11 protein-coding genes are annotated in these 12,607 nt (G+C 72.1%); 3 read left to right on the top strand and 8 right to left on the bottom strand.

Going from position 1 to position 12,607, the window contains the following annotated elements:
• The first annotated feature begins 248 nt into the window (after positions 1-248).
• Positions 249-2,111, top strand: a complete 1,863-nt coding sequence (locus ASE25_RS14010) for an acyl-CoA dehydrogenase (RefSeq protein WP_056826157.1) — start codon at positions 249-251, stop codon at positions 2,109-2,111.
• A 183-nt stretch (positions 2,112-2,294) separates the two neighbouring features.
• Here ASE25_RS14010 and ASE25_RS14005 read toward each other — a convergent pair whose 3' ends face one another.
• The 6 genes from ASE25_RS14005 to ASE25_RS13980 all read right to left on the bottom strand — a co-directional run bounded on the left by ASE25_RS14005 (position 2,295) and on the right by ASE25_RS13980 (position 8,975).
• Entirely contained in the window at positions 2,295-3,302 is a 1,008-nt protein-coding gene (locus tag ASE25_RS14005; protein ID WP_056826155.1) for a GNAT family N-acetyltransferase, read from the bottom strand.
• Positions 3,303-3,407: 105 nt separating this feature from the next.
• The gene (locus ASE25_RS14000) at positions 3,408-4,787 is read right to left on the bottom strand and encodes an acyltransferase (RefSeq protein ID WP_056826152.1); all 1,380 of its coding nucleotides are present in this window, start codon (positions 4,785-4,787) and stop codon (positions 3,408-3,410) included.
• Between the two features lie 171 nt (positions 4,788-4,958).
• The gene (locus tag ASE25_RS13995; RefSeq protein ID WP_056774322.1) at positions 4,959-5,252 is read right to left on the bottom strand and encodes a DUF6458 family protein; all 294 of its coding nucleotides are present in this window, start codon (positions 5,250-5,252) and stop codon (positions 4,959-4,961) included.
• Positions 5,253-5,351: 99 nt separating this feature from the next.
• Positions 5,352-6,230 (bottom strand): hypothetical protein, encoded by an 879-nt coding sequence (locus ASE25_RS13990; protein ID WP_157623436.1) that lies wholly within the window; start codon positions 6,228-6,230, stop codon positions 5,352-5,354.
• Between the two features lie 55 nt (positions 6,231-6,285).
• Positions 6,286-8,172 carry an NHL domain-containing thioredoxin family protein gene (locus ASE25_RS13985; protein WP_056826148.1) on the bottom strand — a complete coding sequence of 629 codons (1,887 nt, stop codon included), beginning with the start codon at positions 8,170-8,172 and terminating at the stop codon, positions 6,286-6,288.
• On the bottom strand, positions 8,169-8,975 hold the full coding sequence (locus ASE25_RS13980) for a carbon-nitrogen family hydrolase (protein ID WP_056826146.1): 807 nt from the start codon (positions 8,973-8,975) through the stop codon (positions 8,169-8,171). Before ASE25_RS13980 ends, ASE25_RS13985 begins: the two co-directional genes overlap by 4 nt.
• Here ASE25_RS13980 and ASE25_RS13975 point away from each other — a divergent pair.
• Positions 8,959-9,213, top strand: coding sequence for a hypothetical protein (locus ASE25_RS13975; RefSeq protein WP_157623435.1), 255 nt, complete (start codon positions 8,959-8,961; stop codon positions 9,211-9,213). The genes ASE25_RS13980 and ASE25_RS13975 overlap by 17 nt on opposite strands.
• Here ASE25_RS13975 and ASE25_RS13970 read toward each other — a convergent pair.
• Both ASE25_RS13970 and ASE25_RS13965 read right to left on the bottom strand, forming a co-directional pair.
• Positions 9,185-9,388, bottom strand: coding sequence for a DUF6767 domain-containing protein (locus ASE25_RS13970; protein WP_056826142.1), 204 nt, complete (start codon positions 9,386-9,388; stop codon positions 9,185-9,187). The genes ASE25_RS13975 and ASE25_RS13970 overlap by 29 nt on opposite strands.
• Before the next feature lie 56 nt (positions 9,389-9,444).
• Positions 9,445-11,550: a cytochrome c oxidase assembly protein gene (locus ASE25_RS13965; RefSeq protein ID WP_056826140.1), complete on the bottom strand. Its 2,106-nt coding sequence runs from the start codon at positions 11,548-11,550 to the stop codon at positions 9,445-9,447.
• 26 nt (positions 11,551-11,576) lie between these two features.
• Between ASE25_RS13965 and ASE25_RS13960 the strand changes: the two genes are divergently transcribed.
• Positions 11,577-12,440, top strand: coding sequence for a maleylpyruvate isomerase family mycothiol-dependent enzyme (locus ASE25_RS13960; RefSeq protein ID WP_235508686.1), 864 nt, complete (start codon positions 11,577-11,579; stop codon positions 12,438-12,440).
• Positions 12,441-12,607 lie beyond the last annotated feature (167 nt).

Below are 12,607 nucleotides of genomic sequence, written 5' to 3'. Positions count from 1 at the left end.
CATCCCAGCGGCTCCCGACGCGTGACGCACCCCGTTTGCGATCGGGTCGTCCCGGCGACGGGTGCGTGGCGCACAGGCCGGCCGGGCGGCATACGCCCTCGGAGGCCGCTCGTGGCGCAACCGTGACCTCTCCCCCTTGCGATCGTTACCGGTCAGTAGCATCATGGAAGTGACCGGCCAGTAACTTGGCGCGCCCGCCGACGACAGCGCGGACGCACGACGAGCGACAGAACGTGGAGGGTCCCCGGATGGGCCACTACAAGAGCAATGTGCGTGACCTCGAGTTCAACCTCTTCGAGGTCTTCAACCGTCAGGACGTCCTCGGCACCGGCATCTACGCCGACGTCGACGTCGACGCCGCCAAGGACATCCTCCGCGAGGTCTCACGCCTCGCCGAGCACGAGCTGGCCGACAGCCTGCTCGACAGCGACCGCAACCCGCCCGTCTACGACCCGGTCAGCCAGTCGGTGACGATGCCCGAGTCGTTCAGGAAGTCGTTCAAGGCCTACGTCGACGGCGACTGGGGCAACCTCGACGTCCCCGCCGAGCTCGGCGGCATGGTCGTGCCGGCCTCCCTGCGCTGGTCGGTCGCCGAGATGGTCTGCGGCGCCAACCCCGCGATCCACATGTTCACGGCGAGCTACTCCTTCGCCAACCTCCTCTGGCACCTCGGCACCGACGACCAGAAGAAGCTCGCCAAGCACATCGTCGACCAGGCCTGGCACACGACCATGGTGCTCACCGAGCCCGACGCCGGCTCCGACGTCGGCGCGGGCCGCACCAAGGCCGTCCAGCAGCCCGACGGCACGTGGCACATCACCGGCGTCAAGCGCTTCATCACCTCGGCCGAGTCCGACATGGTCGACAACGTCGTCCACTTCGTCCTGGCCCGCCCCGAGGGCGCAGGCCCCGGCACCAAGGGCCTCTCCCTCTTCATCGTGCCGAAGTTCCAGGTCGACCTCGAGACCGGCGAGCTCGGCGAGCGCAACGGCGCCCACGTCACCAACGTCGAGCACAAGATGGGCCTCAAGGTCAGCACCACGTGCGAGGTCACCTTCGGCGAGCACGAGCCGGCCGTCGGCACCCTGCTCGGCGACGTGCACGACGGCATCGCCCAGATGTTCAAGGTCATCGAGAACGCCCGGATGTTCGTCGGCACCAAGGCGATCGCCACACTCTCGACCGGCTACCTCAACGCCCTCGAGTACGCCAAGGAGCGCGTCCAGGGCGCCGACCTGACGCAGATGACCGACAAGGCGGCGCCGCGCGTCACCATCACGCACCACCCCGACGTCCGCCGTTCGCTCATGCTCCAGAAGGCGTATGCCGAGGGCCTGCGAGCCCTCGTCATCTACACCGCGAGCCAGCAGGACGCGGTCAACCAGGCGCAGGCCGGCAACCCGGCCGTGCCGCTCGAGAAGGGCTCGGCGGCCGAGGTCGCCAACCGGATCAGCGACCTCATGCTGCCCCTCGTCAAGGGCCTCGGCTCCGAGCGCGCCTGGGTGCTGCTCGGCACCGAGTCGCTCCAGACCTACGGCGGCTCGGGCTTCCTGCAGGACTACCCGATCGAGCAGTACGTCCGCGACGCGAAGATCGACACGCTCTACGAGGGCACGACCGCCATCCAGGGGCTCGACTTCTTCTTCCGCAAGATCGTCCGCGACAAGGGCCAGGCCCTGCAGCACGTCGCCGGACAGATCCAGGAGTTCGCCAAGGACCTCGGCGGCTCGCTCGACACCGAGCGCGAGCTGCTCGGCCGGGCCCTCGAGGACGTCCAGGGCATCGTCGGCCACATGATCGGCGACGCCATGAAGAGCGACCCGCGGATGGGCGGCGACACGGCAAACCTCTACAAGGTCGGCCAGAACACGACCCGCCTGCTCCTCGCGGCCGGTGACCTCGTCGTCGGCTGGCTGCTGCTCCGCCAGGCCGAGGTCGCCCAGAAGGCTATCGACGGCGGCGCCACGGGCAAGGACGCCGACTTCTACCGCGGCAAGGTCGCCGCAGCGTCCTTCTACGCCAAGAACGTCCTGCCGAAGCTCGCCGCCGAGCGCGCCATCGCCGAGGCCACCGACAACGACCTCATGGACGTCCCCGAGTCCGCGTTCTGACGCGCACCACCCCTCACCTCGAGGCGCCCCTCCCCACCCGGGGAGCGGGCGCCTCGTCGTCTCACGACCGCGTGCGTATGCCGTCCGCCCCGGTCACGGGGTGCCGTGGCGGGCGCGCGGTGGCGCGGCCGTGAGTGGAACGCCAGCCGGCTCGGTCGCGACGACCGAGGGGGACGAGCGAGGTCAGGCGAGCGACCGCTGGTAGGCCGGGCACAGCTCGACGATGCGGAAGCCGAGGTCCTCGTTGATCGAGACCATCCACGAGTTCGTGTCGTCGTTGCCGGTGACGACCCGCTGCCGCTCGGGGTGGTCCACCTGCAGGCGCCGGAGGTTCTCGACCTTGAGGGCCATGCCGAGCCGACGTCCCCGGTGGTCGCGGTGCACGAGCGTCCCCCACTGCCAAGCGATCCCAGGGGCGCCCGAGGGCAGCATGAAGTCGGTGTAGGCCACGACGTCGCCACTGTCCTCGTGGACCGCGACGGTCGTCAGGCGTACGCGCCCTTGGGCACTCGCGACGTCGAGGTACTCCCGGTAGCGCGCCGGCGTGAGGGACTCCTCCTCGAACTCGATGTCGCCCGTCGGCGCGTCGACGGCGAGCTGGTTCATGACGGCGCAGAGCGACTCCTGCAGGTGCTCGGGCACGCCGCCGACATGGGTCTCGAGGCGGTAGACGCCCTCCCAGCGCGGTCGGGCGTGCTCGGCGTGCCGGGCGAGGAGCTCTTCGTCGACGGGCAGCTGGAGGTGGCGCATGATCTCGGTGTTGCTGAGGTGGAAGCCGTGCCGCTCGGCGAAGCGGCGGTAGCCGTGTCCGTCCGACTCCGGGGGCACGAGGAAGTCGACGACCATCGTGACGCGACCCTCCTCACGGGCCCGCTCGAGGAGGCGCTCGACGAGGGCGGTGCCGGCGCCGCGCCTGCGGTGGGCCGGGTCGACCTGGACGTCGGTCCACGTCATCGTCGTGTTGTCCGACAGCGGCAGCCAGAGCGTCGCGACGCCGACGAGCTCGTCACCGTCGTGGGCCGCCCACATCTCCATGCGTTCGGCCTCGTCGACGTGACGCCACTCGACGAGCGTCTCCGCGAGGGACGGTGGCTCGTTCCACGGGCGCTCGTGGCCCTTGCTGGCGATGATGACGTCGTACGCGCGGGCGCAGACGGCGTCGTCGTGCACGTCGATGAGCCTCGTCTCCATGGCACGACGGTAGGGGTCCGCGCGTGGGCGCTGCCATCGAGTTTCCCTGGGACGGAGCGCTCACTCGACCCGGACGGGGCGCTCACTCGACGGGTGGAGCGCGCGTCAGGTGCGGGGTGCGCGGGGGCGGGTCGTGCGCAGCAGGAGCAGGCCGACCGCGAGGACGGCGAAGCCGACGACCGGCGAGACGTCGCCGACGAGGAAGAAGACCGGCCGGTTGCCGAGCACGTCGACGCCGACGATCGAGACGATGAGGATGCCGAAGAAGAGCACGCCCGCCGACACGGCGGCCACGGGGTCGACCCAGCCCCGCGGTTCCGGCGCGGCGTCAGCCGCCGGGCGAGGCCCGCGGTCGAAGCGGACGAAGACGGCCACGAGCAGGCCGGTCACGACCGCGAGCACGGCGAAGAGGAGCGGCCGGGTCAGCCACCACTGCCACGACGCGACGGACGGCTGGACGACGCCGACTGCGCGCAGCGCCAGGAGCACCGTCATGAGCGCCGTGAGGTGCCAGAGGAAGGCGGTCATCGCGAAGGGTCCGGCCAGGACGACCGAGCGCCAGACACGGGGCCGGGCGAGCACGCGCGCCATGACCGGCCGCAGGACGACGGCGAGGCCGCAGATGCCGATGCCCTGGGCGAGCAGGGCCGCCGTGGGCGGCGCCATGTTGGAGACGGCCTCTCCGGGCAGGCCCACCATCGACGTCGGGTAGGGCCCGAACGCGACGGCGAGACCCATCGCGCCGAAACCGAGGAGGGCCATCGCCCAGCCGCGTGCGGTCGTGAGCAGGCCGTCACGCCAAGCGAACCCGAGCTGGTGCAGGGCCAGCCAGACGAGGGCGAAGTTGAGGTTGCCGATGAGCTCGGGGCCGCCCCCGAAACGCACGACGTCGACGACGCACGCCAGCAGGACGAGCACCACGACGACGACGAGGCCCCAGCGCCGGTGGAGGTCACGCATCAGCGGGGCGAAGGCACAGGCCCCCAGGTAGATCCCGACGAACCACAGCAGCTGCGGCACCATGACGAGGGCGTCGCGTGCGAGCCTCCCCGCGTCACCGGGACGCGACGTCAGGCCCGAGAGGTCGGCGACGACGCCGAGCGCTACCCAGACGGCGAGGAAGGCCAGGGTGGGGCGCAGCAGGCGCGTCGCCCGCGCCCGGAAGAACGCGGCATACCGTCCGCGGGGCTCGGGCCGCCGGCGCTCGAGCGACTCGAGCGTGTGGGCGTGGGCGACGCCCCCGACGAGGAAGAAGAGCGGCATGACCTGGAGCAGCCAGGTCAGTGGCTGGAGGGCCGGCACGACCGCGAGCGCGTTCGTGATCTGCCCGTCGGGCGTGATCGAGACCATGAGCCAGTGCCCGAGGACCACGACGAGGAGAGACCCGACGCGGAGGGTGTCGACCCAGCGGTCCCGGTCGGCGGGGGTCGCGGCGTCGATCTCGGAGGCTGTGCGGGGCGACGCGTCGGGGTGGGTCCGGCTCACGTCTCATCGAAGCACGGACGGCGCCCCGCGCAGGTGAGTTCTCCTGCTCAGGCCACCGTCCGTGGCTCAGCTCCCTGTCCCCCACTCATCCACCGCCGAAAGGCCACGAACCGGGCTCCGGTTCGTGGCCTTTCGACGGTCGCGGGCCGGGTTCGTGGCCCTTCGACGGTTCTAGATGGTGCCGTCGCGGTGCTCGACGCGGCGCTCGACGACCTCGTCGCCGTCGACCCGGCGCTCGACGACGTCGGGAGCGCCCCGGCGCTCCGTGACGACCGTGTGCTGGGTGCGCGCGCGCTGGGCGTTGAGGACGAGCGCGAGGATGATCGCGAGCGCGCCGGCCACCATGAGGATGATCCCGATCGTGTTGCCCGTGCTGCTGCTCAGGTTGAGGACGCTGGAGTCGATGTTCGTGAAGCTGAAGATCGCGCCGACGACGAGCAGGAAGATCCCGAGTCCGATACCCATGAGGTCTCCTTGGCTGGGGTACGCCCTGGACGCGTACCTGCGTGCCACATACCCGCCGGTCGGCAAACCGTCACGATCCCGGCATCGACGGGCCCGCGGTCAGCCGGAGCGCCGCCGCCCGAACGCGAGAGAGACGGCCGAGACGACGAGCATGACGACCCCGACACCCACGGCGATCGCGATCTCGTAGTAGAGGGTGCGCGCCGCGAGACCGTAGGCGGCGTCGGCGATGGTGCGCGCCACCTCCGGGTCGACGCGGCGCATGAGCGGCTCGCGCGAGACCATGACGGCGAGGGCGAGCGCGAGGGCCGTGACGATCCAGCCAATGGCGACGAGCGTGGTCGCCGTGCGCCAGCGCCGCGCGAGCGCGATCGACAGCAGCGCCAGGGCGCCCACGACGAGCGGTCCCCACGGGCCCCACGCGTCGGCGATGCGGTATGCCGCCTGGGCCTTCTGCAGGTCGGTGGCCTTGACGAGGGGGATCGTCACGACCGGCGCGATCGACCCGGCGTCGGGGACCCCGGCCTGCTCGAGCGTCGACGTCAGAGCCGGGACCGGGATCGTCAGGCGCACCGAGACGCGCCCCTGGTCGTCGAGCTTCGTGTCGGCCCGGCCCTCCATGACGGCGATGAACTGGGTGTGCAGCGCCCGGATGCCGGTGGCCCAGGCCGTCGTGACCTGGGGGCTCGCGACGAGGGCGGCAGCCTGGGTCCGGATCGGCGCCTCGAGCGCCTTCTCGATCGCCGGCTGGAGCTGGACCGCACCGAGGACGCCCTCGACGACGCCGTCGGTGAGGGCCTCCTGGACCAGCGGTTTCGTGACGACCGGCCGCAGCTCCTCCACGAAGACGTCGGTGCGCGTCAGCATGACCGACGCCCAGAAGCCGACGAGCGACACGGGCAGCAGGACGATGGCCAGCAGCCCGCACACCGCCGAGAGGACGGAGCGTCCGCTGCCACCAGATGCCTGTCGTGCCACGTGTGCCGCCTTGTCGTCCGCTGGTCTCGTCACGACCTGCTGGGGGTCGAACCGGCTAGCTTGCGGCCTGGACCCCGCGAAGGTCGAGAGTCAGTGTGGCATCGGCGGTCGGGTCGAGGGTGACCGGGATCCCCCAGTCCTGCTGGAAGAGGTGGCACGCGGCGTGCTCGGGCACCTCGCCCGTCTCGGGGTCGCCGTCGCAGGCGGCAGCCTGCACGGAGATGTGCAGCGTGCCTGACCCGATGCCGTCACGGAGGACGAGCGTCCGGGTCAGGCCCTCGGCCCGCCCGGCCCCGGAGACGAGGAGCGCGTCGGGCGTCGCGGACACGTCGAGGCGTGTCGGGTCGCCCCAGCGCAGGTCGAGCTTCTGCCCGGTCGGCGGCACGAAGGTCACCTCGAGGGCGACCTCACCGGCGGGCAGCGGAGTCGGCGGCCGCTGGGTGCGGTGGGCGGGGCCGTCGACGCGCTGGGCGGCCTCGGGCAGGCTCACGCGGGTGAGGCGGTGGGCAGCGGACTCGACGACGACGAGGCGCACCTCGCCGGTCTCGGGGTCGTGCTCGACGACGGCGTCGCTCGGCTCGGCCAGTCCCTGGGCCAAGGTCGACACCTGGCCCGTCACGGGGTCGAAGCGTCGGACGGCACCGTTGTAGGTGTCGCTGACGGCGACCGAGCCGTCGGGCAGCTCGGTCACGCCGAGCGGGTGCTGGAGCAGCGCGTCGGCGGCGTCGCCGTCACGGTGACCGAAGTCGAAGAGCCCGGTGCCGACGTGGGTCTCGACGACGAGGCCGCCGTCCGCACCGGTCGTCACCGACCGCAGGGCGGAGGTCTCGGAGTCGGCCACCCACACGCGGTCGCCGGAGGCGGAGGCGGAGAGCCCGGAGGGTTGGGCGAACCACGCCTCGGGTGCCGGCCCGTCGACGAGGCCCTCGTTGGACGTGCCGCCCACGCCCTCGACACGCCCGTCCTCGAGGGTGTTGCCCGGCGTCCACGCCCACAGCTGGTGCGTGCCGGCCATCGCGACGACGAGCCGGTCGCCGAGCCACGCGAGGTCCCACGGCGTCGACAGCGGCTGCTCGAGGGCGGGACCGCCCCCGGTGCGCTCCCGGAGCTGCGACCCGGTGCCGGCGACGACGTGGACCGATCCGTCGGAGAAGCGGATTCCCTTGACCTGGTGGTTGACCGAGTCGGCGACGAGCAGGTCGATACCGAAGCGCTCGGCCACGTCGGGGGTCGCGAGGACGACGCCTTGCGGCTCGTTGAGCAGACCGTCGCCACCCCACCGGGCCCGCTCGGTCTCGAGGTCGTCCTCGAGGTGCACGACCTCGTGGTCGGCCGTGTCGCTGACGACGAACGACCCGTCCGGCAGGGCGACCGCCTTGCCGGGGAAGCGAAGGGCGGTGTCGGGGGCGGGCGGCGGGACGTAGGGGTCGTCGCCCGGCTGGAGGGTGCCCTTGGCCCGGTGCTCCTCGACGAGCTCCGTGACGAGGGAGGCGAGACCCGGGCCGTGGCCCTCCCCCGACATCGACGCGACGACGTAGCCCTCCGGATCCAGCACGACGAGCGTGGGCCAGGCGCGGGCGGCATACGCCTTCCACGTCACGAGCTCGGGGTCGTCGAGCACGGGGTGGTGGACGGCATACCGCTCGACGGCGGCGGCCAGCGCGTCGGCGTCGGCCTCGTGCTCGAACTTCGGCGAGTGGACGCCGATGATGGTCAGCGCGTCGGGGAACTGCGCCTCGACGGGCCGCAGCTCGTCGAGCACATGGAGGCAGTTGACGCAGCAGAAGGTCCAGAAGTCGAGGACGACGACCCGACCGCGCAGATCGGCGAGCGACAGCGACCGTCCGCCGGTGTTGAGCCAGCCACGGCCGACGAGCTCGGGGGCCCGGACCTTGACGCGGGAGCGCAGCGAGGCGGTCTCGACCCCGGCACCGGGCGTCACGAGAGCCTCCGGTCGGTCAGCACGGGGAACGTGCGACGCCACTCCGGCGTCGCCGCGGTGTCGATGTCGATGCTCAGCACCTCCTCGTCAAGGCCGGCGGCGGCCAGAACCTTCCCGGTCGCGTCGACGACCTGCGAGTGACCACCCATCTCGTGGCGGGCGTGCGTGCCCGCGGTGTTGGACTGGAGCACGACGCACTGGTCCTCGACGGCACGCGCCTGGCCGAGCAGGGTCCAGTGCGCGACCCGCTTGCGCGGCCAGGCCGCCGGGATGACGAAGACCTCGGCGCCGTGCTCGAGAAGGCGCCGGTAGAGCTCGGGGAAGCGCAGGTCGTAGCACGTGGAGAGCCCGACCGGCACCGTGCCGCCGTCCGCGACGGGCACGTCGACGACGACGAGGTCCTTGCCCGCGTCCATGAGGCTCGGCTCGCCCTCGCCGAAGCCGAAACGGTGGATCTTGCGGTACGTCGCGACGAGCTCGCCGTCGGGCGAGAAGACGAGGCTGGTGTTCCAGAGCCCTCGGCCACCGGGCTCGGCGGGCTCGGCCCGTTCGACGATCGAGCCGCCGTGCAGCGTGACCCGGGCGTCGCGGGCGGCGGCGGCGAGCGCCTGCGCGACGGGTCCGTCGACGGCCTCGGCCCGCTCGTCCCACGCGGTGTAGTCGAAGCCGCCGGCCGACCACAGCTCGGGGAGCACGACGAGGTCGTGACCGGCCTGGGCCCGCACGAGATCGACGACGCGGGCGGTGCGGTCGGCGACCGACTCGTCGTCGCCATAGGCCAGCTGGATGAGCGCAACCTTCATGGTCCAACTCTCACACGGCCGAGCCGGTGCCGGGCCCGCGGTTCCGTCCCGCGGGCACCCTGGACCCGAGGCGGCCGACCGCGGTCGCCTGCAGGCCATCAAGGCGAGACTCGCACTCGCGACGCAGGTCGACGCGACGGAGCTCACGGCATACGGCCCCTGTCGGGAGGTCTACCTCGAGTCGCCGACAGGCGACGCCGACGCGGGGGTCACGGAGCTGCGGCAGCCGGTGCGCTGAGCTGCGCCGCGTGGCGCTCGCGGCGTCGTGCCGCGAGCTCCTCGCGGAGCTCCGGGTCGCTCCGGACGAGGTAGACGAGGCCACAGTCCTGCGGTCCGCTCGCCCCCGGGAAGCAGAGGGTGCACGGCTCACCGAGCCGGATCGGGCACCTCGGGTCGGACGGTCGCTGCGGCATGTCGCCTCCTCGACGCCAATACTACATCGAGTAGTAGTGACGCTCCGACCGCCTGGTCAGCGCCGCGAGCCCTCGTCGCGGCGGGCGAGCGCGGCCAGACGCTCGTTGTATGCCGTGAGCTCGGCATCGCCGTCACGGTCGGCCCGGCGGTCCTGCCGCACCGACTCCGCGCTGTCGGTGCGGAACCACTGCAGGGCGACGGTGAGCGCGAGCACGAGGCTCGGCAGCTCACCGATGGCCCACGCCACGCCCCCGCCGTAGCGCTGGTCCGCGAGCGGGTCGGTGACCCACGGGATGGCGACCGTCGGGAAGAAGTCTCCGCCGAGGAGCGTCGTGCCGCTGATCATCGCGACACCGAAGAAGGCGTGGAAGGAGATCGTCGCGAAGAGCACGACGAGGCGCAGCGCCGGGCTCCAGCGCTTGGGGCCCGGGTCGACCCCGACGAGCACCCACGCGAAGAGATAGCCCGTGAGGACGAAGTGCGCGGTCATGAGCAGGTGCCCCGTGTGCGTCTGCAGGGCCAGCTGGAACAGACCGGTCCAGTAGAAGACGACGAGGCTCATGAAGAAGAAGACCGCCGCGAAGACCGGGTTGCCGACGACGGCGAGGAACCGCGAGTGGATGAGCGCGAGAAGCATCTCGCGCGGGCCGAGCGTGCCGTCGCGGCGTGACCGGACGGTGCGCAGCGCGAGCGTCACGGGCGCACCGAGCACGAGGAAGATCGGGACGACCATCGCCTCGAGCATGTGCAGCGTCATGTGCCACGAGAAGGCGACCCGCCCGTAGATGCCGAGCACGCCGTTGGTGGCGTAGACGAAGAGCAGCCAGCCCACGACCCAGCTGACGGTCCGCATCACCGGCCAGGCGTCGCCACGACGGCGCAGGCGCACGACACCGGCCAGGTAGAGCCCGACCGCCAGCAGGCCGGTGGCGAGGAAGAGCCACTCGACCCGCCAGGCCGTGAGCCACGACATCGCCGTGGGGGCGGGTGGCGCGGGGTAGCCGGTCAGCGAGAGCGCGGCGCTCGGGTCTGCCACCGTCTCGGGCACCGGGGGCTCGCTCCGCGCGAGCGCGGTCGCGACGCCGAACGCGAGCGCCATGACGAGGGTCTCAGCGACGGCGAGGCGCACGAAGAGCCGGCTCCGCAGCCTCCGGGCACCCTCAGGGACGCCGGTGCCGGCGGCGCCGGCACCCGAGGTGCCGGTCTCGTCGATGCGATCGAGCGTGACGCGCCGGTGCCAGACGCCCGCGACCCCGAGGACCGCGAAGGCCAGGACCTTGACGAGGACGAGGACGCCGTAGGGCGTCGCGAGGTCGGACCACGAGCCGAGCCGCGTCGTGGCCGACATGACGCCGGAGGCGCCGAGGGTGACATAGCACCAGAGGGCGACGGTCGAGTAGCGGCGGGCGACGACGCCGAGCGCGTCACCCAGGGGACGACGGAGCACGATCAGTGCGAGGAGTCCACCGACCCAGACGGCAGCACTGAGCAGGTGGGCGGCGATCGCGTTGACGGCGGTCTCGTGGTCGGCCGACCCGCCCGCGTGGCCGGCGAGGCCGAGGACGAGCAGGCCGAACGCCGAGACGACGGTGAGCGCGAGCGCGACGGCACGAGAGCGGGCCACGGCGGCGACCGAGGCGACGACGAACGCGGCGACCGCGCTGATGAGCCCGACCCGGAGCGGCTCGATCGACCACACCGACCCGGTGAGGTTGCGTCCGAAGAGAGGGTCACTGAGCGGCATACCTGCTGCATCGGCGAAGGTGAAGACGACGCCGACGGCCCCCGCGAGCGCCCAGACGAACGCCGCGGCGGTCGTGACCCGGAGGGCGGCGGCGCGGCGCGGCTCGTCGAGCGCGGCGCTCTCGGCGCGCGTGCGGCCGGGGATCATCGTGGCGGCGAGGAGCAGCGAGCCGATGGTGAGCGAGGCGGCGACGTCGTGGACGACCCGGACGAGCGGAAGGGCCCAGCGGACGACCGGGCCCGCGTCGGTCAAGCCGCCGGGCAACGGGGCGGCCGCGCCGGTGTAGCGCGCGGCGACCACGCTCGCCAGCAGACCGACCGCCACGACGGCGGCGAGGACGAGCGGGACGAGCCCGGAGGCCGGGGAGGTGGGGCCTGTCCGCGGGCCGGCGAGACCGTCTCGCTGCAGGGTTGGCATGCCTCAAGGGTAAGTAGTCTGATGACATGCCCATGCATCCGGCCGCCCCAGACGACCGCAACGGACTGATCGACGCGTTCGACCACTCCGTGCAGTCGATCATCGACCTCGGGCACTCCTGCCGAGACGAGGACTTCGAGATCCAGACCGAGTGCCCCGGCTGGACCGTCAAGGACCAGATCGCCCACGTCGTCGGGGCCGAGAAGTCCTTTGCCGGCATGCCCCGGCCCCAGGTCGAGGTTCCCGACTACCCGCACGTCCACAGCGACTTCGCCCGCTTCGTCGAGGTCGACGTCGAGGCGCGGCGCGGCCTCTCCGGACGCGAGGTCGTGGCCGAGCTGGCCGAGTTCCACCCGCAGCGCGTCGCCGACCTGCGCGCGTCGGACGCCGACATCGACACCGTGATCGGCGGTTTCTTCGGGCCCGAGACGACCTTCGGCGACCACCTGCACCGTCGGATCGTCGACGCCTGGGTGCACGAGCAGGACCTCCGCGCCGCCCTCGACCGGCCCGGCAACCTCGACTCCGCGAGTGCCGCGGTCTTCACCGCCGACATCCTCGCCGCCCTCCCGCGCATCGCCTCGAGGGTCGCCGGCATCGGGGCCGGCCACGCCGTGGTGCTCGACGTGAGCGGTCCCGTCGTCGCGCGCGGTGGGGTGCGCATCATCACCGGTGACGACGGGCGCCCTTACGGGGAAGCACTTTTCAGCGGCAACGACCGGCCCGAGGGTGAGGAGCAGCTCGACGTCACGTCGATCCACCTCACGACCGACGCCCTGACGCGTCGGGCCGCCGGACGCCGCGGCGTCGACGAGATCCACTACACCGTCACCGGCGACGAGGACATCGCCCGGCGCGTCCTCGAGGCGCTCGTCGTCGTCACGCACTGAGGCTCCTGAGCCGGCTGGTCCCACACACATCGGGAACACCGCCAGGGCCGTCGCTGCTCGCGCCCGCGTATACACCTCGGGACCCCTGGACGGGGCCGAAGTCCACCTTGTGTATATAGGGGCAACGGCCTAGCGTCACTAGTAGTCGGTCAAGCCAGCGCCGCATC

It is taken from the genome of Terrabacter sp. Root85 (genome assembly GCF_001429185.1).
Classification (GTDB): domain Bacteria; phylum Actinomycetota; class Actinomycetes; order Actinomycetales; family Dermatophilaceae; genus Terrabacter.
The sequence above is the reverse complement of the archived record's forward strand: the minus strand, read 5'-3'. Positions and strand labels throughout refer to the sequence as shown.